The sequence below is a fragment of the Rhizobium sp. WCS2018Hpa-16 genome (assembly GCF_031843705.1).
In the GTDB taxonomy this organism is placed as follows: Bacteria; Pseudomonadota; Alphaproteobacteria; order Rhizobiales; family Rhizobiaceae; genus Agrobacterium; species Agrobacterium tumefaciens_C.
Genome location: NZ_JAVTIX010000001.1, coordinates 466,070 through 491,865 on the forward strand (window position 1 = coordinate 466,070; position 25,796 = coordinate 491,865).

General features: G+C 57.8%; 21 protein-coding genes and 1 other RNA gene. 21 read left to right on the top strand and 1 reads right to left on the bottom strand.

All coding sequences use genetic code 11. From position 1 onward, the window contains the following. Positions 1 to 453 precede the first annotated feature (453 nt). The 18 genes from RQI55_RS02255 to murB all read left to right on the top strand — a co-directional run bounded on the left by RQI55_RS02255 (position 454) and on the right by murB (position 20,201). Positions 454 to 1,194 carry a DnaJ family molecular chaperone gene (locus RQI55_RS02255; RefSeq protein WP_042617742.1) on the top strand — a complete coding sequence of 247 codons (741 nt, stop codon included), beginning with the start codon at positions 454 to 456 and terminating at the stop codon, positions 1,192 to 1,194. Then, positions 1,191 to 1,958, top strand: a complete 768-nt coding sequence (locus RQI55_RS02260; protein ID WP_243255503.1) for an N-acetylmuramoyl-L-alanine amidase — start codon at positions 1,191 to 1,193, stop codon at positions 1,956 to 1,958. The genes RQI55_RS02255 and RQI55_RS02260 overlap by 4 nt, the downstream gene beginning before the upstream one ends. A 233-nt stretch (positions 1,959 to 2,191) precedes the next feature. Then, positions 2,192 to 2,728, top strand: coding sequence for a lytic transglycosylase domain-containing protein (locus RQI55_RS02265; protein ID WP_243255505.1), 537 nt, complete (start codon positions 2,192 to 2,194; stop codon positions 2,726 to 2,728). 70 nt (positions 2,729 to 2,798) lie between these two features. Beyond that, positions 2,799 to 3,986, top strand: a complete 1,188-nt coding sequence (locus RQI55_RS02270; protein WP_243255507.1) for an FAD-dependent oxidoreductase — start codon at positions 2,799 to 2,801, stop codon at positions 3,984 to 3,986. A 119-nt stretch (positions 3,987 to 4,105) separates the two neighbouring features. Next, positions 4,106 to 5,299: an FAD-dependent oxidoreductase gene (locus RQI55_RS02275; RefSeq protein WP_243255509.1), complete on the top strand. Its 1,194-nt coding sequence runs from the start codon at positions 4,106 to 4,108 to the stop codon at positions 5,297 to 5,299. A 59-nt stretch (positions 5,300 to 5,358) separates the two neighbouring features. Continuing rightward, positions 5,359 to 5,760: RNase P RNA component class A (gene rnpB, locus RQI55_RS02280), an RNA gene on the top strand. Positions 5,761 to 6,158: 398 nt separating this feature from the next. Next, a complete protein-coding gene (mraZ, locus tag RQI55_RS02285; RefSeq protein ID WP_243255511.1) occupies positions 6,159 to 6,599 on the top strand; it encodes a division/cell wall cluster transcriptional repressor MraZ in 441 nt (146 codons plus the stop codon). A 14-nt stretch (positions 6,600 to 6,613) separates the two neighbouring features. Next, positions 6,614 to 7,639 carry a 16S rRNA (cytosine(1402)-N(4))-methyltransferase RsmH gene (gene rsmH, locus RQI55_RS02290; protein ID WP_243255512.1) on the top strand — a complete coding sequence of 342 codons (1,026 nt, stop codon included), beginning with the start codon at positions 6,614 to 6,616 and terminating at the stop codon, positions 7,637 to 7,639. A 1-nt stretch (position 7,640) separates the two neighbouring features. Continuing rightward, complete coding sequence (locus RQI55_RS02295) at positions 7,641 to 8,195, top strand: hypothetical protein (RefSeq protein ID WP_042617209.1); 555 nt, start codon at positions 7,641 to 7,643, stop codon at positions 8,193 to 8,195. Continuing rightward, the gene (locus tag RQI55_RS02300; RefSeq protein WP_243255514.1) at positions 8,195 to 9,934 is read left to right on the top strand and encodes a penicillin-binding protein 2; all 1,740 of its coding nucleotides are present in this window, start codon (positions 8,195 to 8,197) and stop codon (positions 9,932 to 9,934) included. Before RQI55_RS02295 ends, RQI55_RS02300 begins: the two co-directional genes overlap by 1 nt. 58 nt (positions 9,935 to 9,992) lie before the next feature. Further along, positions 9,993 to 11,453 carry a UDP-N-acetylmuramoyl-L-alanyl-D-glutamate--2,6-diaminopimelate ligase gene (locus RQI55_RS02305; RefSeq protein WP_243255516.1) on the top strand — a complete coding sequence of 487 codons (1,461 nt, stop codon included), beginning with the start codon at positions 9,993 to 9,995 and terminating at the stop codon, positions 11,451 to 11,453. Then, a complete protein-coding gene (locus RQI55_RS02310) occupies positions 11,450 to 12,883 on the top strand; it encodes a UDP-N-acetylmuramoylalanyl-D-glutamyl-2,6-diaminopimelate--D-alanyl-D-alanine ligase (protein WP_243255517.1) in 1,434 nt (477 codons plus the stop codon). Before RQI55_RS02305 ends, RQI55_RS02310 begins: the two co-directional genes overlap by 4 nt. Before the next feature lie 123 nt (positions 12,884 to 13,006). Beyond that, positions 13,007 to 14,107 (top strand): phospho-N-acetylmuramoyl-pentapeptide-transferase, encoded by a 1,101-nt coding sequence (gene mraY / locus RQI55_RS02315; protein ID WP_042617741.1) that lies wholly within the window; start codon positions 13,007 to 13,009, stop codon positions 14,105 to 14,107. Positions 14,108 to 14,111: 4 nt separating this feature from the next. Next, positions 14,112 to 15,521 (top strand): UDP-N-acetylmuramoyl-L-alanine--D-glutamate ligase, encoded by a 1,410-nt coding sequence (murD, locus tag RQI55_RS02320; protein ID WP_243255519.1) that lies wholly within the window; start codon positions 14,112 to 14,114, stop codon positions 15,519 to 15,521. A 4-nt stretch (positions 15,522 to 15,525) separates the two neighbouring features. After that, positions 15,526 to 16,680 carry a putative lipid II flippase FtsW gene (gene ftsW, locus RQI55_RS02325; protein WP_311272263.1) on the top strand — a complete coding sequence of 385 codons (1,155 nt, stop codon included), beginning with the start codon at positions 15,526 to 15,528 and terminating at the stop codon, positions 16,678 to 16,680. 4 nt (positions 16,681 to 16,684) lie between these two features. Then, positions 16,685 to 17,821, top strand: a complete 1,137-nt coding sequence (gene murG / locus RQI55_RS02330; protein WP_243255521.1) for an undecaprenyldiphospho-muramoylpentapeptide beta-N-acetylglucosaminyltransferase — start codon at positions 16,685 to 16,687, stop codon at positions 17,819 to 17,821. Continuing rightward, a complete protein-coding gene (gene murC / locus RQI55_RS02335) occupies positions 17,818 to 19,233 on the top strand; it encodes a UDP-N-acetylmuramate--L-alanine ligase (protein WP_243255522.1) in 1,416 nt (471 codons plus the stop codon). The genes murG and murC overlap by 4 nt, the downstream gene beginning before the upstream one ends. Beyond that, positions 19,230 to 20,201 carry a UDP-N-acetylmuramate dehydrogenase gene (gene murB / locus RQI55_RS02340; RefSeq protein ID WP_192064108.1) on the top strand — a complete coding sequence of 324 codons (972 nt, stop codon included), beginning with the start codon at positions 19,230 to 19,232 and terminating at the stop codon, positions 20,199 to 20,201. Before murC ends, murB begins: the two co-directional genes overlap by 4 nt. 591 nt (positions 20,202 to 20,792) lie before the next feature. Here murB and RQI55_RS02345 read toward each other — a convergent pair. After that, on the bottom strand, positions 20,793 to 22,097 hold the full coding sequence (locus RQI55_RS02345; RefSeq protein WP_243255524.1) for an MFS transporter: 1,305 nt from the start codon (positions 22,095 to 22,097) through the stop codon (positions 20,793 to 20,795). Positions 22,098 to 22,623: 526 nt separating this feature from the next. Here RQI55_RS02345 and RQI55_RS02350 point away from each other — a divergent pair. The 3 genes from RQI55_RS02350 to ftsA are packed head-to-tail and all read left to right on the top strand — an operon-like array spanning position 22,624 to position 25,795. Further along, positions 22,624 to 23,550, top strand: a complete 927-nt coding sequence (locus RQI55_RS02350; RefSeq protein ID WP_192064106.1) for a D-alanine--D-alanine ligase — start codon at positions 22,624 to 22,626, stop codon at positions 23,548 to 23,550. After that, the gene (locus RQI55_RS02355; RefSeq protein WP_052496720.1) at positions 23,538 to 24,467 is read left to right on the top strand and encodes a cell division protein FtsQ/DivIB; all 930 of its coding nucleotides are present in this window, start codon (positions 23,538 to 23,540) and stop codon (positions 24,465 to 24,467) included. The genes RQI55_RS02350 and RQI55_RS02355 overlap by 13 nt, the downstream gene beginning before the upstream one ends. Then, the gene (ftsA, locus tag RQI55_RS02360) at positions 24,464 to 25,795 is read left to right on the top strand and encodes a cell division protein FtsA (RefSeq protein ID WP_042616082.1); all 1,332 of its coding nucleotides are present in this window, start codon (positions 24,464 to 24,466) and stop codon (positions 25,793 to 25,795) included. The genes RQI55_RS02355 and ftsA overlap by 4 nt, the downstream gene beginning before the upstream one ends. Position 25,796: the final 1 nt, after the last annotated feature.

Genomic DNA, 25,796 nt, shown 5'->3' on the forward strand with positions numbered 1-25,796 from the left:
ATAGCATGGTGATCTCACCTAACAAGGATTAGTATCACCTAAAGTTTTAATTCGGGCCATTTTCGGCGAGTGCGCGTAAGCAGTTCAGGTGGCTCAATGCGGCTAGTGCTGACAAAAATATCCTCATCAAATGAAAGCGACATCGTTCTGTGGAATGACTAAGTTAGTTCTTCCTGAAGACATCAGCCTGCCGCCTGCTACCGTTAGAGGCATGGAGCCGGGTCCGATTATTTCACAGAGATTTCGGTTGTTCCGGTTGGTTAGCCGCTGTGACAAAGGTTACACCCCTTGTAGTTGCTGTCGTTACCCGCGTGCCTGTGGAAAACAGTGGCGGTGGCACTCGCAGATCGTCTCCTTGAGCTAGAAAAGCGTGATCTGAAGATGAATAAAAGTTAATGACATGCGACCTTTATGTATATTGCATTCATGCGGCGGCATCGTATGATCGCACTCATGATGTACGATTTCGCCTGTTTGCAACTGACTTCGCTTTGGGAACGACTGCTCGGCGCAATTGGCGATGCGGCGGGCAACGTGCTTGGCCGTGTGATAGAGGCCGTCAGGACCGTTTTTGAAGGCGATCCCGAGACGCGTCGGCAGGTGTCATTCTCGATTGCGATCATTGCTCTCTCTGCCAAGATGGCCAAGGCTGATGGCATGGTCAACGATGCGGAAGTGAAGGCGTTTCGCCAGATTTTCGACTTTCCAGAAGAAGAAGCGCAGAACGTTGCCCGACTTTACAATCTGGCGCGACAGGATGTGGCTGGTTATGAGGCCTATGCCGAGCGCCTGTCCGGCCTTTGCGGTTCCGGCGAGCAGAATTGCGAGATGCTGGAAAGCGTGATCGACGGTCTGTTCCACATCGCCAAGGCGGATGGTTTGATCCATGAGCGCGAAATGGCGTTTCTGGGCCGAATCGCTGAAATCTTCCGAATCACCGACGATCATTTCGAAACCATCATGGCGCGGCATGTTCATATGGATGGACGCGACCCTTATCGCGTTCTCGGCGTTTCGCCAGCGGATGATTTTCTGGATATTCGCAAGCGTTACCGCACGCTGGTGGCCGAACATCACCCGGACAAGCTGATTGCGCGTGGCGTTCCCATGGAACTGCATGCCGCGGCCAATGAGCGAATGGCGGCTCTGAACGCTGCCTATGCGGCCATCGAGAAAGAACGCCGCGTCGCATGAGTGAATTCACAGCCGATTATGCCGGTGCGCTTGTCGCGCCTTCGCCCAACCATGGCGAGCGGGTTGGTGTTGCCGGTCCCGACATGATTATTATTCACTACACAGGCATGGGCACCGCCGATAGCGCGCTATCCTGGCTGTGCAATGAAGAGAGCCAGGTTTCTAGCCATTACTTTGTATTCGAAGATGGTAGGATTTTGCAGCTTGTTCCCGAGAGCCAGCGCGCATGGCACGCTGGAAAAAGCTTCTGGGATGGCGAAGTCGATATCAATTCGCGCTCGATTGGCATCGAGATTGCCAATGCCGGTCATCCGGCGGGGCTGCCGGACTTTCCCGATGCGCAGATCGAGGCGGTGATCCAATTGTGTCGGGATTGTGCGCAGCGGTGGTCCATTGCGCCTGAAAAGGTGCTGGGACACTCCGATATTGCGCCGGTGCGCAAGATCGATCCGGGTGAGAAGTTCCCATGGGATACTCTGTCGCAGCATGGCGTCGGGCACTGGGTTGAGGCGGCACCTATCGGTGGCGGGCGATTTTTCCAGCGCGGCGATAGCGGGCAGCCAGTCGAGGCGCTTCAGTCGATGCTGTCTCTCTATGGTTACGGCGTTGAAATAACGGGCATTTACTGCGAAAAAACAGAGGGCGTTGTTGCGGCTTTCCAGCGGCATTTCCGGCCTGTTCTGGTGGATGGTATCGCAGATTTTTCGACCATCGACACGTTGCATCGGCTGATATCGGCGCTGCCAAGGTTTAGCGGCGTCTGATGGAATGGCGGCCTCTCTACACGGATGCGTGACGCGGTTTTTTGCGTGTTGCCACAGTATATCCTCATTGATTCACTTAATGCACCTCATCAACCGATGATCTGTTTCATTTTGAAACGGTCATTGTCAGTATCAATGATGAAGACGTGCGACGGATTGTCCTGATGACCTTTCCATGTGGCGCGTATTAACGCTGCCGTTCGCAGTCTTCAGCCCGGAGACGTTTCACACCCATGAGAATTGCCTATATTGCTGTTTCGGCTTGCCTTGTTATGCTTGCCGCACAGAGTGGTCCCGCTTTTGCCGAAGATGAGGTTAAAACCAAGACTGTCACGCTGGAAACCTTCATTCGCAAGCCGGGTTATCCCATCCCCGAAAGGGCGCTTCCGCAGAAGCTGCACAATGGCTATTCCGAGCTGATCGTGAAATATGCCACGCGCTATGGTGTGCCGACCAATCTGGCCCATGCGGTGGTGTCGGTTGAAAGCAAATTTAATCCCAAGGCGCGTGGCAGTGCCGGTGAAGTGGGGCTCATGCAGATCAAGCCAGCGACTGCGCGCATGATCGGTTATCGCGGCACGACCAAGGGGCTCTATGATCCCGAGACCAATATTCGCTGGGGCATGCAATATCTAGCCATGGCGCACCAACTGGGCGGCGGGCAGGTCTGCAACACGATTTTGCGCTACAATGCAGGCCACGCCGCAAAGCGCATGAACCCGGTTTCCAAACAATATTGCGGCAAGGTGCAGGCGCTGTTGCAGGGCTGATGGCCGATTTGGCGCTTTTGCACGCGGCCTGACTTTGCTAGGCAGAGGCATAGCATTGCGGGAGCAGATCATGCCGGATTTCAAATATATCGTCGTCGGGGCTGGCATGATGGGGGCAGCAGCGGCGCGCCACCTTTCCAGTGTGACTGATGGTGTCGCGCTGATTGGCCCTGCCGAGCCCGTGGACCGCAAGAGCCACGAGGGCGTGTTTTCCAGCCATTATGACGAAGCTAGAATCACGCGTGGTTTCGATGGCGATCCCGTCTGGGCGGAACTGGCGAAACGCTCCATCGAGCGCTATGCGCAGATTGAAGCAGAGAGCGGCTTCCGGTTTTACCACGAGGTGGGTTGCCTGTTTGCTGGTAACGGCAATGGGCTCGGCGGTGATTACGTGACCGCCGCCATGGCCGCGCGCCCTGCTGCAAACAGTGGGATTGATGTGCTGGACACGTCAGGGCTCAGCGCACGCTTTCCGATGTTCGATCTGCCTGACGATCACCATGGATGGTTTGAGGCGCGCAATGCCGGTTACGTCAATCCGCGTGCGCTGGTGAAGGCGCAGATCGCGATCGCCGAACGTCAGGGCACAAAGCTGATCCGCGAGACTGCGGTGCGGATTGCAGATACGGCTTCCGGTGTCGAGGTGGTGACGGATGCGGGCCAGCGCTACACGGCGGACAAGGTCATTGTCGCGGCGGGCGGTTTTACGAATATGGCTGATCTTCTGCCCTCGACGGTCGATATGGCCGCGACAGGCCGGACGATTGCGTTTTTCGAGCTGGACGAGGAAAAGCAGCGGGTTTTCGCCGCTATGCCTTCCACCATCGTCCTAGCGGAAAATGCCGATGACATCGTCTATATTCTGCCGCCGGTGCGATATCCCGATGGCAAGATCTACCTGAAAATTGGCGGTGAGAGCGAGAAGGGCAGGCTGGAGACGCTGGCTCAGGCGGTGTCATGGTTCCACTCCGATGGGACGGAAAGCGAAGTGGCGTTTCTGGTGAAGCGCGCCATGCAGCTGATGCCGGGGCTTGAAGGTTGCCCTGTCACGTCAGGCTCCTGCGTCGCCTCCATTACCCGCACGGGATACCCCTATATTGGCTACACGCAGTCTTCCAACATTGCCGTGCTGACCGGCGGCAATTTCGTCGCGGCCAAATCATCAGACGAAATCGGACGGCTGGGTGCTGTGCTTTTGCTGGACGGGCAGTTAACCGAAGACGATTTTGCGGCGCAGATGGTGCCGGTTTTTGTGTAAGTTTGGCGGTGGTGGGTTTGGCTTACCCCCACCAACCTATCCAACCCCAACTCTCTGGAATCGATTCAGCAAACTGCTACAACGTGTTGTGACGGAATCGAAAATCGGTGAGCGCGTTCATGGCAACACAGTTTCAATATATCGTGGTGGGTGCGGGTATGATGGGGGCTTCTGCTGCCCGTTATCTTGCTGACAGCTGTGATAGCGTTGCGTTGATCGGTCCCGGTGAGCCGCAGGATATCAAGAACCACAAGGGCGTTTTCGCCAGCCATTATGATGCGGCGCGGATCACCCGGACCATCGATAGCAACTCGGACTGGGCAAGGCTCGCCAACCGTTCTATTGCCCGTTACGGCGAGATCGAGCGCGAGAGCGGCGTCGAGTTTTATGGGGAAGTGGGTTGCCTCATTGTCGGCAAGGCGCGGGGCACGGGCTATTCCTATATTGAGAATGTGTGTGCGGCGGCTGACACGTTGGGTGTCGAGACTGAGGTGCTTGACGATGCAGCACTTGCGCAGCGCTTCCCCTATTTTTCCTTCGAGAGTGGATGCGAAGGCGTGTTCGAGAGGAACAATGCCGGTTTCGTCAATCCGCGTGAACTGGTGCGGGCGCAGATCGCGATTGGACAAAAGCACGGCGTGACGCGCATCGACGATGTTGCTGTGAGCGTGGCCGAAGACGGCGGGGTTGCGACGGTGACGACGGCTTCGGGCGGGCGCTACACCGCAGAAAAAGTGTTGGTTGCGGCGGGTGGGTTTTCCATTGCGGAGGGGCTGTTGCCGCAGCCGCTGGAGATGGTGGTCTGTGCCCGCACGGTTGCCTTCTTCGAGATCCCCGAGGCCGAGCTGCATCGCTACGCCGGTATGCCTTCGCTGATTTATGAGCCTGCGGACGCCAGCAAACACATCTATCTTCTGCCGCCGGTGCGCTATCCCGATGGGAAGTTCTATCTCAAGATTGGCGGAGAGCCGGTGGACGTGCCGCTGACAAGTGACCGGGACATCCGCGACTGGTTCCGTTCTGGCGGGAATGCCAGTGTTCGCGATGATTTTTCAGACATCATTGAAACGCTGATCCCATCCATCGATCGCTCGCGAATATCGATGGCTGCATGCGTGACGTCTTATACGTCGAGTGGGTTTCCTGCCATCGGCTATACGAGCTCGCCCAATATTGCAGTGCTGACCGGAGGCTGCGGCGCGGCGGCCAAAAGCTGTGATGAAATCGGGCGGCTGGGTGCAAAGCTGATCGTGGACGGCGCGATTGGTGATGAAGGCTATGATGCGGACTTCAAGCCGGTTTTCTCGATGTAATTTGCCTGTGGCCGATTTTCTGTTGGCATTCGCCGTGGAACCCGTCTAAGGAGCCCCTGCCAGTTGGCCGGGCAGCCGCGCTTTACCAATGTCGAAAGACGGTAGGGTGAGGAAAGTCCGGGCTCCACAAAGACACGGTGCCGGATAACGTCCGGCGGGGGCGACCCTAGGGAAAGTGCCGCAGAGAGTAGACCGCCATCTATCAGATGGTAAGGGTGAAAGGGTGGGGTAAGAGCCCACCGCGCCGCTGGTAACAGGGGTGGCATGGTAAACCCCACCGGGAGCAAGACCGAATAGGGATGACGTGGGGTTCGCGCAAGCGGACCTACAGCCGGTTTTTGGGCGAGTCATCCGGGTGGGTTGCAAGAGGCGGTGTGCAAATGCCGTCCCAGATGAATGGCTGCCACGTTCCGGGTCAAACCGGGGCCATACAGAACCCGGCTTACAGGCCAACTGGCAAATTTCCTTTTTTAAATCAGGCCCTTGGTGCGTGCTCGGCGCGCGCGGTTAAGTATTTGAAATTGCTGATAAAGCAGGTTTTCATGGGCGGTTTCTGGTTGCCGCGCGCCAAGTGCTTGAATGGACACGGTAAACCATTCGTTAATCTTAACGGGATATGAATGTTCGATCCGAAGGCAGCATCCCGCTGGCTTCTCCCATTGACGCCCAAAGTGTCCCATGATATCCCAAATGCACACCACAAAGGGTCGTGTTTTTGACCCGCAATCAATGAGACGGAGAGGCCTGCAAGGGTCCGATGGGCATTATGTCCTACCGGTCAGCGATGTGTCGTGCGTAACGGTGTTGCCTGTCGAGGCGGGTTCAGGCCCTGCATTCGGCGGTTTTGGCGAGTTTAAAAATGGGTCGCTTTTTATCGAACGTGACGAACAGGATCGACGCCAAGGGGCGCGTTTCGGTTCCGTCGCTGTTTCGTTCGGTGCTGGCGGAGCGGGGCATTCAGGAGCTTTATTGTCTCCAGGATTTTGCATTTCCGGCCATCAGCGTGGGCGGTCCGGACTTGCTGGAACGATACGAACGGCAGATCGCCTCCATGGATGCGTTCTCGCCGGAAGCGAACGCGATGTCGCTGCTGGTTCACGGTGGCGGCGTTTTCATGAAGCTGGACGGCGAAGGGCGTCTGATGGTGACGGAGTTCATTCGGGAATTCACTGCTATCAGCACGGAAGTTACTTTTGTCGGTCGGGCGGATCATTTTCAGTTGTGGCAGCCGGAAGCGTTTTACGAGGCGCAGAAGGCAGCAAGATCGGGGCGCGGCTTTACCGCTGTTCGCCCCGGATAGAACGGGGAAACGGAATGGCGGCGAATTCTGGCGGACGATCTTCTGAAGCCGGTGGCGGACCGGTTCGCCACATTCCGGTTCTTCTCCATGAAGTCCTAGGCGCGCTTGAGCCTGCGCCCGGCAAAATCATTCTCGACGGCACATTTGGTGCGGGCGGATACACCCAGGCCATTCTGGATCAGGGTGCCGACGTCATCGCGCTCGACCGCGACCCCAATGCTATCGAAGGCGGGCAGGGCATGGTTGCGGCCAATGGCGGACGCCTCACGCTCATCCAGTCTCAGTTTTCCAATCTTTCCGCCCATGTGCCGGCCGATGGCCTCGATGGTCTGGTGCTTGATATCGGCGTGTCTTCCATGCAGATCGATGAGGCCGAGCGCGGCTTCTCGTTCCAGAGAAACGGGCCGCTGGACATGCGCATGTCTGCATCTGGCGTTTCGGCGGCCGATGTGGTGAACCGCGCCAAGGTTTCGGACCTCATCCGTATTTTTGGTTTTCTGGGTGAAGAAAAGCAGCCGGGCCGCATTGCCCGCGCCATCGAGAAGAAGCGTGCCGAGGAGCCTTTCCGCACCACCCGCGATCTGGCCGGGTTGATTGAAATCGTGACCCCGCGCAAGGCCAAGGACAAGATCCACCCTGCAACGCGCGTGTTTCAGGCGCTGCGCGTTTTCGTCAATGACGAGCTGGGCGAGCTGGCGCAGGCGCTGTTTGCAGCCGAGCGTGCGGTGAAGCCGGGTGGCCGTCTCGTCATCGTGACCTTCCATTCGCTGGAAGACCGTATCGTCAAAAAGTATTTCGCGGATCGCTCCGGTCGCGCGGCGGGCTCGCGCCACATGCCGATGGTGGCGGATACGCCTGCGATTTTCGATGCCGTGGGCAAGTCGATGATTGCGGCCAGCGACGAGGAGGCGGAGATCAATCCGCGTGCCCGTTCCGCCAAGCTGCGCGCCGGTATTCGCACGAACGCCGCCGCCCGGCCTGCCGATCTCTCGATCTTCGATCTGCCCGATCTCGCAAGTCTTGCAAAGATGGGAGGTTGATATGCTCAGAACCTTCGACTTCGTTCTGATGGGTGTGATGGTGGCTGCGGCTGTCGTGACCTATTCGATCAAGCATCAGGCCGATTTGAAGCTGGATTCCGTGCGCAAGCTGGAAGCCGAGATCAAGCTGGAGAAGGACACGATTGACCTTCTGCGTGCCGACTGGGCGCTGCTGACGCAGCCGAACCGTCTGCACCGGCTGGTCAACGCCTATCAGGGCGATCTTGCACTTGCGCCGACAATGCCGAACCAGCTTTCCCAGCCCAAGGAATTGCCGATGCTGCGCTCGCAATTGCCGCAGCCGCCCGAGCCTGTGGGCATGAGCGTGGAAGATGTAATTGCAGCCGCCATGAGTGGCTCCAAGCCTGGCGCAACATTGGGTGGTGTAAAACCCAAATCACCGCCCGCAGGTCAAATCGCGGTGAGTGGTGGGGTGCCTGTTCCGCAGCCACGCGCAAAGGTTGCGCGGTCAGCGCAGCCCATGCCGGTGGCGCGCGCCCAGCAGGGTGACGAAACCGGTGACATGGATGAAACGATAACTGGATCGGTGGACTGATGTCTTTTCTGTCTCGCGTCATGGTTCTGAAAAGCAGGGCTCATTTTTCCGCAAGCACCAGTGGCTTTGCCGACCATGCTGCCTTTGAAGGTGCGCGCAAACGCCGTGCCACCCAGGCCAAGACCCGTGTTGGCCTGCTGATTTTCGGCTTTATCGCATTTTATGGTGTCGTTGGCGGGCGGTTGATTCAATATGGCCTGACGCAGCCTGAAACCGTTTCCAGCATTGCGCCCGCAGACCGGTTGATGGCATCTCGTCCCGACCTTCTGGACCGAAATGGCGAGGTGCTGGCCACCGATATCAGGACCGTTTCGCTGTTTGCAGAGCCGCACCGCATCGTCGATGTCGATGAAGCGATTGAGAAGCTACAAACGGTTCTGCCCGATCTCGATACGCGTGGCACCTACCAGAAGCTGAAATCCGAATCACGCTTTCAATGGCTGCGCCGCCAGCTGACGCCGAAGCAGCAGAGCCAGATTCTTGCGCTCGGCATTCCCGGCATCGGTTTCCGTCCAGAAAAGCGCCGCTTCTATCCCGGTGGCTCGACGGCTGCGCATGTCGTCGGTCACGTCAATATCGACAATCGCGGCGTTGCCGGCATGGAGCGCTATCTCGACAGCCAGGGTCTGGCCGACCTGACGGCGCTCGGCATGACGTCTGACCAGCCGCTTGAGCCGGTCAAGCTTTCGATCGATCTGCGCGTTCAGGCCATTGTGCGTGAAGTGGTGGCCTCCGCCATCCAAAAATTCCAAGCGATTGGCGCCGGTGCCGTTGTTATCAATGTGCACACCGGCGAAATTCTCGCCATGGCATCTCTGCCGGATTACGATCCGAACAATCCTGCCGAAGGTGCGAAAGAGGGCTGGCTGAACCGCATGTCGAACGGCACGTTCGAAATGGGCTCCACCTTCAAATCCTTCACCATTGCCATGGGTCTGGATTCCGGCAAGGTTCACATCAACGATACATTCGATGCGCGTGCACCGATCCGTATTGGCGGCTTCACCATCAAGGACTTCCACGGCAAGGGCCGCGTTCTCTCCGTTCCTGAAATCTTCCAGTATTCATCCAACATCGGTACGGCAAAGATTGCCGACACGGTTGGCATTGAAGGCCACAAGGAATTTCTGACGCGGCTTGGCCTGTTGACCAAGATGCAGACGGAACTGCCTGAGGTGGCCATGCCATCGCAGCCGCGTGTGTGGAAGAAGATCAACTCGGTGACCATTTCCTTCGGTCACGGCGTGTCCACCACCCCGTTGCAGACGGCGATTGCCGGTGCGGCGCTGGTGAATGGCGGCAAGCTTATCGAGCCGACTTTCCTGCCACGCACGGTCGTGCAGGCGGATCAGGTGGCAAAGCAGGTGTTGCAGCCCGGTGCCAGCAAGGACATGCGCTTTCTGTTTGAATGGAACGGCGTGAACGGTTCTGGCCGCAATGCGCGCGTTGAAGGCTTCAATGTTGGCGGCAAGACCGGCACGGCCGACAAGGTCGTCAATGGTCGTTACGTGCACGACAAGAACTTCAACGCCTTCCTCTCGGCATTCCCGATGGACAAGCCGGAATATGTGGTTCTGTCCTTCATTGACGAGCCGAAGACGGACAAGGGCAATGGCGCAGCGCTGGCCGGTTCTTCTGCCGCACCTATGGTGCATGACATCATTACCCGCTCGGCAGCCATTCTTGGCGTGAAACCCAAGTTCGGCAAGGACGGTTCGGCCTTGCTGGTGTCTTATTGATTGGTACAGCTTATGACGGACCGGCGAATCGCGCCGGGGGGACAAGACGGACACATCGATGAATTTGCGAGATCTCTCCGGGACTGAGTTCCCGGAACTGAATGAATTGCTTGGTACTGATGCCGGCGCACTGGATATCACCGGGATTACGGCAGATAGCCGCAATGCCGCGCCGGGATCGCTGTTCGTAGCGGTGGCAGGCACCAAGGCCGATGGCAGCTCCTATGTGGCGGATGCCGTGGCAAAGGGTGCCGTGGCGGTTGTTTCCAGCCATGCCATCGATGCTGGTGTGCCGGTTCTCGTTGTCTCCGATCCGCGCCGTTTTCTCGCCCTTGCCGCCGCCCGTTTTTACGGCAAACAGCCAGAAACCATGGTGGCGGTGACCGGCACTGCGGGCAAGACATCGGTCGCCTCTTTCACACGACAGATCTGGGCGATTGCTGGCCATGCCGCAGCGCAGATTGGCACCACGGGTGTGATTGCGCCGGGTCGCGAAGACTATGGTTCTCTGACCACGCCTGATCCCGTTTCTCTGCATGCGCTTCTGACTGAGCTTGCATCTGAAGGTGTGACCCACGCGGCGATGGAAGCTTCGAGCCACGGTCTCGACCAGCGCCGTCTGGATGGCGTGAAGCTGGCTGCTGCCGCCTTCACCAATCTTGGTCGTGACCACATGGACTACCATCCTACGATGGAAGACTACATGGACGCCAAGATGCGGCTGTTAGATACGCTTTTACCGAAGGGTTCGCCCGTTATCATCTATGCTGATGATCCGTGGTCGGACCGTGCCATCGAGGCCGCGACCGCTGCGGGCCATGATGTGCGCACAGTTGGCCGCAAGGGTGATTATCTGGCGCTGAAGCGCGTTGAGCATTTTCGCCATAAGCAGATGATCGAAGTGCATCATCAGGGCAAGATTTACGAGGTCGATATTCCACTTGCTGGAGATTTCCAGGTGGCGAATGCGCTGGTTTCCGCAGGACTTGCGATCTCAACCGGCGCTCCGGCAGCGGTGGCGCTGAAGGCGCTGGAAAAGCTGGTGGGTGCCGCTGGTCGTCTTGAGTTGATCGGCCAGACGAAGAACGGTGCGCTGGCCTATGTGGACTATGCGCACAAGCCGGACGCGCTGGAAAACGTGCTGACATCCGTGCGGCCTTTTACATCGGGCCGCATCATTACCGTTTTCGGTTGCGGTGGGGATCGTGACAAGGGCAAGCGCCCTATCATGGGCGAGGTTGCTACACGGCTTTCCGATATCGTGATCGTCACCGATGACAATCCGCGCTCGGAAGAGCCGCAGACGATCCGCTCCGAAATTATGGCTGCGGCGCCTGGTGCGCTTGAAATCGGTGATCGCGCCAAGGCCATCAGCCATGCCGTTTCTCTTCTTGGTAATGGCGATACTTTGATCGTAGCGGGCAAGGGGCATGAGGAGGGTCAGATTGTTGGTGGCGTGACGCTGCCATTTTCAGACCATGAACAGGTGCGAACTGCGCTGGAAGGATTGAAGATTTGAACTGGTTATGGACAGTCCCGGATTTGGTCGCCGTCATGGCAGGCCGTCCGGTGGGCAACCTGCCGCAAGGCATCACAGGCATTTCCATCGATAGCCGCACGGTGCAGGCGGGCGAAGCCTTCTTCGCCATCAAGGGCGACCGGGTGGACGGCCATGATTATGCAAGCTTTGCCGTCGCCAATGGCGCGGGGCTTCTGGTGGTGTCCGAATCCAAGCTGCCTGCTCTCGGGCGGCTGACGGTGCCGATGATCGTGGTCGAAGACGTGCTTGCCGCCATGGTCAAGCTGGGCATTGCCGCCAGAGCTCGGACCTCGGCGCGTATCATCGCGATCACCGGTTCAGTCGGCAAGACGACGACCAAGGAAATGCTGCGGCAGGTTCTGGCCCCATCGGGCCGGGTGCATGCGGCGGTGTCTTCCTTCAACAACCATTGGGGCGTGCCGCTGACGCTGGCGCGCATGCCTGCCGATACGGAATTCGGTATTTTCGAAGTGGGCATGAACCACGCAGGTGAGATCAGCCCGCTGGTCAAACAGGTCAAGCCGCATCTGGCCATCATCACCACCATTGCTGCCGCCCATCTGGGCAACTTCAAAGATCTGGAAGAGATTGCCGCTGCCAAGGCGGAAATCTTCGACGGTGTGTTGCCGGGCGGTGCCGTTATTCTCAACCGCGACAATGAGCAGTTCGAGCAGCTGGAGCGCGCGGCTTTCGATGCTGGCATCGAGCATGTTCTGACCTTCGGGCAGCACGCCAAGGCCGATTTCCGTCTTGCCGATTTTGAAAACACGCCTGACGGTTCGACCATCTGGACCATCATAAACGGCGAGACCAGCGAGTTGCACATCGGTGCGGCTGGTCGCCATATCGCCGAAAACGCCATGGCGGCATTGGGCACGGTCGCAGTCACCGGCGCTGATCTGGACAAGGCCTTTGCAGCGCTTGGAACACTTGAGGCAGTCAAGGGCAGGGGGCAGCGCCATCGTCTGTCTGTCGGTGAAGGTTCGTTCCTGCTGATCGATGAAAGCTACAATGCCAACCCGGCCTCCATGCGTGCCGCGATTGCGCTTCTGGCTGCGGCTGAAGTGAAGGGTAGCGGACGCCGCGTTGCCATTTTGGGCGACATGCTGGAGATGGGCGAGTTCTCGGCGCAGGTGCACGAGGAATTGTCCGGTCCGCTTCTGTCGGCTGGCATCGAGCATGTGTGGCTTGCGGGTGAGTCGATGGCTTCGCTTCGCGATGCCTTGCCGGAAAGCGTGAACGTCGCTTGGTTCCCAACAACGGCGGAACTGAATGAATTCGTGCTGAAATGGGTGCAGCCGGGCGATGTCCTGATGATAAAATCATCATTGGGCATTGGTTTTGGCAAGATCGTTAATGCACTTCTTGACAAGTATCCTGCATTCCCCGAGACGGAACGCCAAACATAGAGAGCATTGAGGGGCCGGGATGCACAGGCATCCTTCCTTGAGATCTTCTGAAACAAAAACATGGAGCGGTGGCGGCTCAACCTATCTGCCCGCCGCTTCAATCGGCCTTTTGAAAGGGCAAACATGCTGATCTGGCTCGTTGAACTGTCGGACCACGTCCAAATTTTCAATCTGTTCCGTTACATTACGTTCCGGGCCGGTGCGGCACTGTTTACCTCTGCCCTCATCGTTTTCCTGTTTGGCCCCGCGATCATCAATTCCCTGCGCATTCGCCAAGGCAAGGGCCAGCCTATTCGCGCCGACGGACCACAGACCCATTTTAAGAAGGCCGGTACGCCGACCATGGGCGGGTTGATGATCCTTGCGGGTATTCTCGGCGGCTCGCTGCTGTGGGGCGATCTGTCCAACGTCTATGTCGTTTCCGTGCTGATGGTGACGCTGGGCTTTGGTGCCATCGGCTTTTACGATGACTATCTGAAAGTGACCAAGCAAAGCGACAAGGGCTTTTCTGGCAAGGCGCGTCTGGGTATCGAATTCGTCATCGCAGCCATTGCCGTGTTCTTCATGATGAAGGTGGCACTTGCCACCGCGCCGCATGGCGGAACGCTGGGCAGCTCGATTGCCTTTCCCTTCTTCAAGGATTTCGTGGTCAATCTCGGCTACTTCTTCGTGCTGTTCGGTGCCTTCGTCATCGTTGGCGCGGGCAATGCGGTAAACCTGACCGATGGTCTCGATGGTCTGGCCATCGTGCCTGTGATGATTGCAGCGGCGACCTTCGGCGTGATCGCCTATCTGGTCGGCAACGCGATTTTCGCCAATTATCTCCAGATCAATTTCGTGCCCGGCACGGGTGAGCTTGCGGTGATTGTTGGTGCCGTCATCGGTGGCGGCCTTGGCTTTTTGTGGTTCAATGCGCCGCCTGCCGCCATCTTCATGGGTGACACCGGTTCGTTGGCACTCGGCGGCCTGATCGGTTCCATCGCGGTTGCCGTCAAGCACGAGATCGTCATGATCATCGTTGGCGGCCTCTTCGTCATGGAAACGCTGTCGGTCATCATTCAGGTGTTCTGGTTCAAGCGCACCGGCAGACGCGTGTTCCTGATGGCGCCCATCCATCACCATTTCGAAAAGAAGGGCTGGACGGAAAGCCAGGTCGTGATCCGGTTCTGGATCATCTCCGTTGGTCTTGCCATGCTGGGCCTTGCCACTCTGAAACTGAGATAATCCGATGATCCCTGTCACCTCGCTTGCCGGTCAAAACGTTGCGCTCTTCGGTCTCGGTGGCTCCGGCCTTGTGACCGCACGGGCGCTGGTGGCTGGTGGCGCAAAGGTGACGGCCTTTGACGATAATCCCGACAGTGTCGCGAAGGCTGAAGCTGAAGGCATTCCAACGGCTGATCTTCGCGGGCTGGACTGGTCGAAGCTTTCCGCGCTGGTTCTGGCGCCCGGCGTGCCGCTGACGCATCCCAAGCCGCATTGGTCGGTCGATCTGGCCCGTGCAGCCGGTGTCGAGGTGATCGGCGATATCGAGCTCTTCGTGCGAGAGCGCCGTGCGCATGCGCCGGGTTGCCCGTTCATTGCCATTACCGGCACCAACGGCAAATCCACCACCACAGCACTGATCGCCCATATTCTGAACGCATCTGGCCGCGACACGCAGCTGGGCGGCAATATCGGCACGGCGGTCCTCAGCCTCGAGCCGCCAAAGGCGGAACGGTTCTACGTGGTCGAATGCTCGTCCTACCAGATCGATCTGGCGCCGACGCTGAACCCGACCGCCGGTATTCTGCTCAATCTGACGCCTGACCATCTGGATCGTCACGGCACGATGCAGCATTATGCCGATATCAAGGAACGGCTGGTTGCGGGCAGCGATACAGCGGTTGTTGGTGTGGATGACAGTTACTGCACATTGATTGCTGACCGCATCGAGCGCGCTGGTGTCAAGGTTTCCCGCATTTCCAAGCGCAATGTTGTGGCCAATGGTCTTTACGCCGAAGGCAGCCGGATCATGAAGGCGCAAAGTGGCACGTCTTCACTGCTGGCCGATCTGGATGGCATTCCAACGCTGCGTGGCAGCCACAATGCGCAAAACGCCGCCGCCGCTATTGCCGCCTGCCTTGCCGTTGGCGTCTCGGTGGATGAGGTGAAGGCAGGGCTTTCATCCTTCCCCGGCCTCAAGCACCGCATGCAACCGGTGGGTCGTCGTGGCAATGTCACTTTCGTCAATGACAGCAAGGCGACCAATGCCGAGGCCGCAGCGCCCGCACTTTCCAGCTATGATCGCATCTACTGGATTGCCGGTGGCCTGCCGAAATCAGGTGGCATTTCCAGCCTTTCGCCGCTGTTTTCCCATATTGCCAAGGCCTATCTGATTGGCGAAGCGGCTGCCGAATTTGCCGCCACGCTGGGTGAGGCAGTTCCTTATGAAATTGCCGGAACGCTTGAGAAAGCTGTCGAACATGCTGCCGCAGACGCGCAGGTGGATGGCCGCGACGGCAATGTCGTGATGTTATCACCGGCTTGCGCAAGCTTCGACCAATATAAGAACTTTGAAATACGTGGTGATTCGTTCGTCTCGCATGTCGCAGCACTTGAAGGTGTGACGATGCTGATTGGGTTGAAAAAGGAAGGCTGACGAGATGGTAAGCCGTATAGACCGTGGACCGGTTGCGGAATGGTTCTGGACCATCGACCGTTTTTTCCTCACCGCGTTCATCGCGCTGATGGGTATCGGGCTGATGCTGTCCTTTGCCGCGTCTCCCGCGGTTGCGGAGCGCATCGGCCTCAACAGCTTCTTTTTTGTGGAGCGTCAGGCCATGTTCATGGTGCCATCTGTGGCCATCATGCTCGGGCTTTCCTTTCTGTCTCCGCGGCAGGTGCGCCGCGTGGCGGTTATCATATTGATTTCATCACTGCTGATGATGATCTTTGCGCTGTTTTTCGGCATTGAGGTCAAGGGTGCGCGCCGCTGGATTTCGGTTGGTTCCTTCTCCATTCAGCCGTCAGAATTCATGAAGCCCGCCTTCGTGATCGTCTGCGCCTGGCTTTTCGCCGAACGCGCCCGGCATCCTGAAATTCCCGGCAATCTGTTTGCCATCATCACCTTCGGGATCGTCGCAGCCCTTCTGATCGCCCAGCCGGACTTCGGCCAGACCATTCTGACGTCTGTCGTTTGGGGCGGCATGTTCTTCATGGCCGGTATTCCGTGGTTCTGGATCATCATGCTGGGTGGCCTTGGTGTGGGCGGCATCATTACCGCCTATCTCACGCTGCCGCACGTGGCTGGTCGTATCGACCGGTTCTGGACGGGTGAGGGCGATACGTTTCAGGTTGATACTGCCCGCGAGGCCATCATTCGCGGCAACTGGTTTGGCCAGGGTCCGGGCGAGGGCATCGTCAAGCGCATCATTCCTGACAGCCACACCGACTTCATCTTTTCCGTGGCGGCAGAAGAATTCGGCATTCTGTTCTGCATGTTGTTGGTGGCGATTTTCGCCTTTATCGTGCTGCGGGGCCTGAGCCACGCTTTCAAGGAAAAGGATGATTTCGTTCGCTTTGCGGTTGCTGGTCTGGTGCTACAGCTTGGCATGCAGTCTATGATCAATATCGGCGTTAATCTGGAACTCATGCCCGCCAAGGGTATGACGCTGCCGCTGATTTCCTATGGTGGTTCGTCCATGATGGCGATCTGCGTGACGGCGGGTTTCCTGCTGGCACTGACCCGCCATCGCCCGGAAAAGCGTGCGCAGGAGCGCAGTTTCTTCCGGGTCAATGCAGGCCTTCCTGCGGAGTAAAAATATGAGCAAGGGTATTGTTCTGCTAGCCGCCGGGGGAACCGGCGGCCATGTGTTTCCGGCCGAGGCGCTGGCCTATGAGCTGAAGGATCGCGGTTATTCCGTGCATCTGGTGACGGACAGCCGCGCCGAGCGCTATGCCGGCAAGTTTCCGGCCGATGAGATTCACGTCGTGCCATCCGCCACCATCGGCTCGAAAAATCCGATCGCGGTTGCCAAAGCATTGCTGACCCTTTGGAAAGGCCTTCGCGCCGCGCGCCGTCTGGTCACGAAGTTGAAGCCTGTGGCTGTTGTCGGTTTTGGCGGATATCCCACCGTGCCGCCGCTTCTGGCCTCAACGGGTCTTGGTGTGCCATCGCTGATCCATGAGCAGAATGCCGTGATGGGGCGCGCCAACAAGGCTTTGGCCAAGCGCGTGAAGGCGATTGCAGGTGGATTTCTGCCTGAAACGCAGGGGGAGTATGCCGTCAAGACAGTGGCGACAGGCAACCCCGTTCGCCCTGCCGTGCTGGCTGCCGCCGATGTTGCCTACACGCCATCCAACGCGGGTGAGCCGTTCCAGCTTGTGGTCTTTGGTGGAAGCCAAGGCGCGCAGTTTTTCTCCGCCGCTGTTCCCGCCGCAATCTGCCTTCTACCAAACGAGGTTCGCGCCCGCGTTTCCGTGACCCAGCAGGCGCGCCCGGAAGATAAGGACAGCGTCATCGCGTCCTACAAGAAGCTTGGCGTGGCCGCAGATGTTTCGCCGTTCTTTGGTGATATGGCAGAGCGCATTGCTGGTTCCGATCTCGTCATCAGCCGTTCCGGCGCGTCGACGGTCTCGGAGCTTTCGGTCATCGGTCGCCCATCGGTACTGGTTCCCTATCCGCATGCGCTCGACCATGATCAGGCCGCCAATGCCGCAGCCCTTTCTGCTGCAGGTGGTGCAAGCGTCATCAAGCAATCTGAGCTTACACCGCAAAAGCTGTCTTCGCTGCTGCTGGACGCCATGAACGAACCTGATCGTTTGGCGCAAACGGCGGCGGCTGCGAAAGCAACTGGCAAGCCGAATGCGGCTGGCGCTCTCGCTGATCTGGTCGAAGCCATTGCGCGTGGAGAGCCGGTCGCACAATTCAAAACAAAAAACAAAGGAGTGCATTCATGAAGATGCCGAAAGCCATAGGTCTTGTCCATTTTATCGGAATTGGCGGCATCGGCATGAGCGGCATTGCCGAGGTGTTGCACAATCTCGGTCACCGCGTTCAGGGCTCCGATCAGGCAGACAGCGCCAATGTGCAGCGTCTGCGTGACAAGGGCATCGAGGTTTTTGTTGGTCAGGCTGCTGAAAATCTTGGCGATGCCGAGGTTGTCGTGGTTTCGACCGCCATCAAGAAGAACAACCCGGAACTGATCGCGGCGCGCGAAAAGTCCCTGCCGATTGTTCGCCGCGCCGAAATGCTGGCCGAGCTCATGCGCTTCCGCAATGCCATCGCAATCGGCGGAACGCACGGCAAGACGACGACGACCTCCATGGTCGCCACACTTCTGGACGCGGGCAATCTCGACCCAACCGTCATCAATGGCGGCATCATCAATGCTTACGGCACCAATGCCCGCATGGGTGAGGGTGAGTGGATGGTGGTGGAAGCCGACGAATCCGACGGTACCTTCCTGAAGCTGCCTGCCGATGTGGCTGTCGTGACCAATATCGACCCCGAGCATCTGGATCACTACGGCAACTTCGATGCAGTTCGCGCCGCATTCCGTCAGTTCGTGGAAAATGTGCCGTTTTACGGCTTCGGCGTTTTGTGCATAGACCATCCTGAAGTTCAGACGCTGGTGGGCAAGATCGAAGACCGTAAGGTCATCACCTATGGTGAAAACCCACAGGCGGATGTGCGCTTCTCCAACGTGCGCATCGATGGCACCAAGTCCATTTTCGATGTGGAAATCCGTCGTCGCCGGACTGGCAAGGTCTTTACCTTTACCGATCTGGTTCTGCCCATGCCGGGCCGCCACAACGTCTCGAATGCGACGGCGGCGATTGCAGTGGCAAACCGTCTGGGTATTTCTGTTGAGGACATCAAGAAGGGGTTGGCCTCCTTTGGTGGCGTCAAGCGCCGGTTCACGCTGACGGGTTCCTCCAACGGCATTCAGGTGTTTGATGATTACGGCCATCACCCGGTTGAGATCAAAGCCGTGCTGAAAGCGGCGCGTGAGGCTTGCAGCGGGCGCATCATCGCCGTGCATCAGCCGCACCGTTATTCGCGTCTTTCCAGCCTGTTTGAAGATTTTGCACATTGTTTCAACGATGCGGACACAATTCTTCTTGCTCCGGTCTATGCGGCGGGTGAAGATGCAATCGAGGGTGTGAACTCCGAGGCGCTCGTAACAGCTGCAAAGGCTGCCGGCCACCGCGATGCTCGCCATCTCTCCTCCCGCGACGATCTGGCCAGGACTGTCGCAGGCATTGCGAAATCCGGTGATTTCGTGGTTCTTCTGGGGGCTGGCAACATCACGCAATGGGCAGCCGCGCTGCCCTCGGAATTGGATAGCATTTCAGGAAAGTCTGCATGAGACAGGTGGATGGGGTAAAGTTGCTGGAGAGACTCGGCAATGGCGTGAATGAACTCAGGGGACGTTTGACACCGGATTCGCCAATGGACCGCGTGACGTGGTTCAGGGCAGGTGGTTTGGCGGAACTGATGTTCCAACCCCATGACGTGGACGACCTCATCGCTTTCCTCAAAATTCTGCCTGAAGACGTGCCTCTGACCGTTGTTGGCGTGGGTTCCAACCTGCTGGTGCGCGATGGCGGCATTCCGGGCGTTGTCGTGCGCCTGTCTGCCAAGGGCTTCGGTCAGGTTGAGCTGGCCGGGGAGAATCGCATCAAGGCTGGCGCGATTTGCCCCGACAAGCATATCTCGGCCATGGCAATGGATAACGGCATCGGCGGCTTCCACTTCTATTACGGCATTCCCGGCTCCATCGGCGGTGCCCTGCGCATGAATGCAGGCGCAAATGGCGGCGAAACGCGCGAGCGGGTTGTCGAGGTTTATGCCGTGGACCGACAGGGCAACAGCCATGTTCTGTCCAACGCCGACATGGGTTACAGCTATCGTCATTCTGACGCGTCGAAGGACCTGATCTTCACTGGTGCCCTGTTTGAAGGCTACCCCGAAGACCGCGCCAAAATTCGTGCGGATATGGATGCCGTGCGCCTTCACCGCGAAACGGTCCAGCCCATCCGTGAACAGACCGGTGGTTCGACCTTCAAGAACCCCGAGGGTCATTCGGCCTGGAGCCTCATCGATGAGGCAGGTGGTCGTGGCATGGTCATCGGCGGTGCGCAGATGTCGTCGCTGCACTGCAATTTCATGATCAATACCGGCCACGCGACCGGCTATGATCTGGAATATCTGGGCGAAGCGGTGCGCAAGCGCGTGTTCGAACATTCCGGTATTCGCCTGGAATGGGAAATCAAGCGTCTGGGCTTGTTCATGCCGGGTCGTGAGGTTGAGCCGTTTCTTGGGCACGCGCAGTAATGTCTGATGGCGGCGTGAGCGAACAGGATCGTCGTAGACATGATCTTGTCGCAAACGAGCGCAGGAAACTGTTGGCAAATGCACTGGACCGCCTCTCGACGGCGTTCCTTGCGATCGGTGTGGTGGGCCAGATATTGTCACTCACACCGACTTCCGCGACTATTTTGAACGTTTATGTGATGGCCGGTTGGATTTCGGGCGCTGTTATATTACATTTGATTGCAAGACGCGTCCTCGGAGGTCTGAAGGCATGAACTCTCAAGAGTTTTTCTGGTACGTTTTTCCCTGGTTGGTAACGGGATCCGGCCTTTGCTGGCTGGTATACGACAAGTACGTACACCGCGAGCGATAGCAGGCTATCGCTCTGCGCGATCCTCTCGTCCGGGAGATATCCTCCATGAATTCCGCGACTTTTTTCTTTCTCTATATTCTGCCTCTACTCCTTTGCGCTGGCGTCTGGTCGGCAATCTGGATCAGTGATGCGCACCGCGCCCGGCGGGATCAGCCACACATCGTTGAATGATGCGAAGACACTAAAAAACCCGCGAAGCCAATCACTTCGCGGGTTTTTTTGTTCGTTTGATTCAAACCTTAGACTTCATCCTTGCGTGACAGCAGGATGCAGGCCAGCGTGATGATGGCGGCAGCGCAGAGGTAGTAGCCGACATAGGTCATGCCGTAATTCACCTGCAGCCATGTGGCGATGTAGGGCGCGAGCGACGCACCGAAAATACCCGCCATGTTGAAGGTGATGGACGAGCCGGTGTAGCGCACCGTGGTGGGGAAGGGCGCGGCGAGGGCCGTTCCAATCAGGCCATAGGTCATGCCCATCAGCGCCATGGCAAGAGCCGCGAACAGGAAGATCATGCCTTCGCCACCGCTCATCAGGCCGGGCAGGAAGAAGGAGAAGCCTGCAATCAGCACCGTGGTGATGATGAGGATTTCACGACGTCCGAAGCGCTCGGCAAGCTTTCCGGCAAAGGGAATGAAGATGCCGAACACGATCGAGCCGAGAATCTGCACTTCCAACGCGTCCAGGAACGGGATTTTCAGGATCTTGACGTTGTAGGACAGAAGGTAGGCAGTGCCGATATAAAACAGCACGAAAGTGGCAAGCGCCACGAATGTGCCGAGTGCCAGGCTGCGCTTGTGATTGCGGAAAAGCTCCGCCACGGGCACGGCCACCCGCTCATCCTTGTCGATGGCTTTTTGGAAGGCGGGTGTTTCCGTGATCGAAAGACGAACCCACAGGCCAACAGCAATCAGAATGATAGAGGCGACGAATGGAATGCGCCAGCCCCAGCTGAGCAGGGCTTCCTGAGACATGAAGTGAAGCAGGATCCAGAACACACCCGAAGACAGGAAGAGGCCGAGCGGAGCGCCAAGCTGCGGGAACATGCCGTACCAGCTGCGCTTACCTGGAGGTGCGTTTTCTGTAGCCAGAAGGACCGCGCCACCCCATTCACCACCAAGGCCAAAGCCCTGACCGAAGCGGCACAGTGCCAGAAGCAGCGGCGCCAGAACGCCAGCTGTCTCGTAAGATGGCAGCAGACCGATGATGACGGTGGAAACGCCCATGGTCAGAAGGGCCGCGACAAGTGTCGTCTTGCGGCCTACGCGGTCGCCGTAATGGCCGAAGACCACGGCACCCAGCGGACGGGCGAAGAAGGCGATGGAGAAGGTGGCAAAGGATGCCAGAAGCGCCGTCATGGGATCATTGTTCGGGAAGAACAATGTCGGGAACACGAGCACAGCGGCGGTCGCGTAGACGTAGAAGTCGAAGAACTCGATGGTCGTGCCGACCACGCTGGCAGTAAGAACTCGTGCAGGCGAATTTGTCTTTACATCGTTCGCATTGTCAGCGGGCGGCGATACGGGAGATATCGCGTCGGTCATGGTTTTGGATCCGTTGTTAAGTAACACTTATCACTCTTGGGAGGGATTGCGGTGGGTTAACGCAATTTTTTATCTTTTGGAACGATCCAGACGCAATATTGCGAAAAAAAGCCTGATTTTCCGCAATGTTTCATATTGGCTTGCGCCGCAAGCGCAGTCAGCCGGGCTCTTCGGGGCCGGTCTCTGTCCCGATTTTCATCAGAAATGGCTGGGGAAAACGCGCAGCCGTTAACTGTTTGACCTTGCTATTGCGGGCCATAGCTGGGGCGCACGCCCCGATTTTATTTCATCCAGCTGGTAATCTGAATCTTGCAATGGTCGCAACTCTCTGATTCCAAGGGAGGAATTCGTACCTCTAGTGATTCTTTAACAAAAATCACGTCATCGGGGCCATCGGTTAACGAAAGTAAACACTTCATTAACCTTAATGGCGCTTAGTGATTGGTGACGAAGCGGACGAGAGAATCGCAGAGCCAGCTAAGGATCTGCAATTTTTGTTCAGGTGATTTTTGTGTCAGAGGTTTTCATGAGCGGCAAACACGTAGCTGTTCTTATGGGTGGGTTTTCTTCAGAGCGGCCGGTCAGCCTCTCATCGGGAGAGGCTTGCGCCACAGCTCTGGAAGGCGAGGGCTACAAGGTTACGCGTGTAGACGTGGACCGGAATGTTGCGGCGACGCTTTCTGCGCTGCGCCCTGACGTCGTGTTCAATGCGCTCCATGGTCCTTACGGCGAAGATGGCACCATTCAGGGCATTCTCGAATATCTCGAAATTCCCTACACACACTCCGGCGTTCTGGCGTCTTCGCTCGCGATGAACAAATCGCAGGCTAAGAAAGTTGCCGCCGCCGCTGGCATTCCTGTTGCTGTCGAGAAGGTGCTGAACCGTTTTGACATCGGCAACGAGCATCCGCTTGCGCCGCCCTATGTCGTCAAGCCCGTTAGCGAAGGTTCGAGCTTCGGTGTCGTGATGGTCAAGGAAGACCAGTCGCACCCGCCGCAGATCCTAGGTTCCAGCGAATGGCGTTACGGTGATGCCGTTATGGTCGAGCGCTATATTCACGGTCGCGAGTTCACCTGCGGCGTGATGAATGGTGAGGCTTTGGCCGTTACCGAAGTGGTACCGATGGGCCACGCATTTTACGATTATGATGCGAAATATGCCAAGGGTGGCTCAAAGCATGTCATTCCTGCGGAAATTTCACCAAAAATTTACCAAAAAATCCAATCATTGGCGGTGATGGCGCATCAGGTGATTGGCTGCCGTGGCGTAAGCCGTTCCGACTTCCGCTACGACGACCGTTTCTCAGAAGAAGGTGAATTGATCTGGCTTGAGATTAACACTCAGCCGGGCATGACGCCGACCTCCCTCGTGCCCGAAATGGCAGCTCATGCAGGACGCTCCTTTGGCGAGTTTGTCCGCTGGATGGTGGAGGACGCTTCGTGTTCGCGATAGCAGGCAAAAAGTCGTCAGTTAAAAAGCGCGAGCAATTCGCTGCTGCTTCCGGTGATGAACGGATGGTGTTGCCACGCCGGTTGCGCAGGGCGTTTCGCTTCGGCGTTTCGCTGGCGACGGGGCGTGTCCACATTCCCGCACATACCGGCACGCTGGCTACGGCTTTGTTTTTCGCAAGCGTTGGCCTTTACGGCATGTCGCTGGGTGGCCACACAAACGTGGTAACGCAGGCAACGACATCTGCCGCCGGTTTCGCCATTGAAGACGTCAAGGTATCCGGCAATATCCAGACATCGGAAATTGATGTGTTCCAGCTTCTGGGCCTGGATGGTGCGACGTCGCTGATTGCGCTGGATGTGAACGCTGCGCGCAAGAAGCTGACGGAACTGCCTTGGGTTGAAGATGTGGATGTTCGCAAGATCTATCCCAAGACCATCGAAGTGCGCCTGAAAGAGCGTGAAGCCTTCGGCATCTGGCAGCATGGTTCGGAGCTTTCGCTCATTGAGAAGAGCGGCAGCGTCATCGCGCCGCTGCGTGACAACAAATATGCCGGTTTGCCGCTGTTTGTGGGTCGTGATGCTGAAACGGGTGCCGCAGGCTTTGTAGAAGAACTGGCCGACTGGCCGGAAATTCGCAACCGCGTTCGCGCCTATGTTCGCATTGCTGGCCGTCGCTGGGATTTGCATCTGGACAACGGTATCGTCGTCAAGCTGCCGGAAGAAAACGTGCCAAAGGCGCTGCAGCTTCTGGCCCGCATGGACATGGAAGAAAAAGTTCTCTCGCGGGATGTTGCCGCTGTCGATCTGCGTCTTTCAGACCGCACGACCGTGCAGCTGACAGAGGGTGCGGCTGAGCGTCGCCAGAAGGCCGTCGAAGCACGCACCAAGGCGATCAAACTGGCGGAGAAGAACACATGAGCTTTTTTGGTTCTTCCCAGTTCGGTCTTCCGCGGTTGAAGCCTTTGTCTTCCAAGCGTAGCCACGTGGTTTCGGTTCTCGATATCGGCTCCACAAAAGTCGTTTGCATGATTGGTCGCCTCACTCCGCGTGAGGAAACCGAAGTGCTGCCCGGCCGCACGCACAAGGTTGAAGTCATCGGCATCGGCCACCAGCGTTCGCGCGGCGTGAAATCCGGCGTGATTGCTGATCTGGATGCGCTGGAAGGCGTCATTCGTCTGGCTGTTGATGCAGCAGAGCGTATGGCTGGCCTCACCGTCGATAGCCTGATCGTCAATGTTTCCGCAGGCCGTCTGGCCAGCGATATCTATACCGCCAGCATCGATCTGGGCGGCCAGGAAGTGGAATCGGGCGATCTGCGCAAGGTTCTGATTGCGGCCAGCCAGCAATCGCTGCGGCAGGACCGCGCCATTCTGCACTCGCTGCCAACAGGCTATTCGCTGGATGGCGAGCGCGGCATTCGTGACCCATTGTCCATGTATGGCGATATGCTGGGCGTGGACATGCATGTGGTGACGGCTGAGCGCACCGCGCTGAAGAACCTCGAACTGTGCATCAACCGTGCGCACCTTTCGGTCGAAGGCATTGTTGCCACACCTTATGCCAGCGGCCTTGCGGCGCTGGTGGATGATGAAGTCGAGCTGGGTTGCGCGGCCATCGATATGGGCGGCGGCACGACGACGATTTCGGTTTTTGCCGAGGGTCGTCTGGTTCACACCGATGCAATTGGTCTTGGTGGTCATCATGTCACCACGGATCTGGCGCGTGGTCTTTCCACACGCATCGAAGATGCCGAGCGGCTGAAGGTCGTTCACGGTTCGGCACTGGCCAACGGTTCCGACGACCGTGACATGATTGCTGTTCCGCCGATTGGCGAAGATGACCGCGACCAGCCTTCCCAGGTGTCTCGCGCGCTTGTCAGCCGTATCGTGCGGGCTCGTATCGAAGAGACATTGGAACTGATCCGCGATCGTATTCAGAAATCGGGTTTTTCCCCGATTGTTGGAAAGCGTGTGGTTCTGACCGGAGGTGCCAGTCAGCTGACCGGCCTGCCGGAAACGGCGCGGCGCATTCTTGCCCGCAACGTGCGCATCGGCCGCCCCATGGGCGTGTCCGGCCTGCCGGTCGCGGCCAAAGGCCCGGCCTTTTCCACAGCCTGCGGGCTGATGATTTATCCGCAGATCGCGGACATAGAAATCCACGCGGCGCAGAGCGGAATGTTCTCGCCGTTCGGAACAGGTAGTGGCCGGATAGCCCGTGTCGGGCAATGGCTGAAGGAAAGTTTCTGAC

What these genes read in the sequence shown, in the direction of transcription:
- murD (WP_243255519.1), top strand. Translation starts at nt 14,112, where the DNA reads ATGATCCCTGTCACCTCGCTTGCCGGTCAAAACGTTGCGCTCTTCGGT.
- RQI55_RS02265 (WP_243255505.1), top strand. Translation starts at nt 2,192, where the DNA reads ATGAGAATTGCCTATATTGCTGTTTCGGCTTGCCTTGTTATGCTTGCC.
- ftsW (WP_311272263.1), top strand. Translation starts at nt 15,526, where the DNA reads ATGGTAAGCCGTATAGACCGTGGACCGGTTGCGGAATGGTTCTGGACC.
- RQI55_RS02345 (WP_243255524.1), bottom strand. Translation starts at nt 22,097, where the DNA reads ATGACCGACGCGATATCTCCCGTATCGCCGCCCGCTGACAATGCGAAC.
- RQI55_RS02300 (WP_243255514.1), top strand. Translation starts at nt 8,195, where the DNA reads ATGTCTTTTCTGTCTCGCGTCATGGTTCTGAAAAGCAGGGCTCATTTT.
- RQI55_RS02350 (WP_192064106.1), top strand. Translation starts at nt 22,624, where the DNA reads ATGAGCGGCAAACACGTAGCTGTTCTTATGGGTGGGTTTTCTTCAGAG.
- murB (WP_192064108.1), top strand. Translation starts at nt 19,230, where the DNA reads ATGAGACAGGTGGATGGGGTAAAGTTGCTGGAGAGACTCGGCAATGGC.
- ftsA (WP_042616082.1), top strand. Translation starts at nt 24,464, where the DNA reads ATGAGCTTTTTTGGTTCTTCCCAGTTCGGTCTTCCGCGGTTGAAGCCT.
- RQI55_RS02260 (WP_243255503.1), top strand. Translation starts at nt 1,191, where the DNA reads ATGAGTGAATTCACAGCCGATTATGCCGGTGCGCTTGTCGCGCCTTCG.
- RQI55_RS02305 (WP_243255516.1), top strand. Translation starts at nt 9,993, where the DNA reads ATGAATTTGCGAGATCTCTCCGGGACTGAGTTCCCGGAACTGAATGAA.
- RQI55_RS02275 (WP_243255509.1), top strand. Translation starts at nt 4,106, where the DNA reads ATGGCAACACAGTTTCAATATATCGTGGTGGGTGCGGGTATGATGGGG.
- RQI55_RS02255 (WP_042617742.1), top strand. Translation starts at nt 454, where the DNA reads ATGATGTACGATTTCGCCTGTTTGCAACTGACTTCGCTTTGGGAACGA.
- mraZ (WP_243255511.1), top strand. Translation starts at nt 6,159, where the DNA reads ATGGGTCGCTTTTTATCGAACGTGACGAACAGGATCGACGCCAAGGGG.
- rsmH (WP_243255512.1), top strand. Translation starts at nt 6,614, where the DNA reads ATGGCGGCGAATTCTGGCGGACGATCTTCTGAAGCCGGTGGCGGACCG.
- murG (WP_243255521.1), top strand. Translation starts at nt 16,685, where the DNA reads ATGAGCAAGGGTATTGTTCTGCTAGCCGCCGGGGGAACCGGCGGCCAT.
- RQI55_RS02295 (WP_042617209.1), top strand. Translation starts at nt 7,641, where the DNA reads ATGCTCAGAACCTTCGACTTCGTTCTGATGGGTGTGATGGTGGCTGCG.
- murC (WP_243255522.1), top strand. Translation starts at nt 17,818, where the DNA reads ATGAAGATGCCGAAAGCCATAGGTCTTGTCCATTTTATCGGAATTGGC.
- RQI55_RS02270 (WP_243255507.1), top strand. Translation starts at nt 2,799, where the DNA reads ATGCCGGATTTCAAATATATCGTCGTCGGGGCTGGCATGATGGGGGCA.
- mraY (WP_042617741.1), top strand. Translation starts at nt 13,007, where the DNA reads ATGCTGATCTGGCTCGTTGAACTGTCGGACCACGTCCAAATTTTCAAT.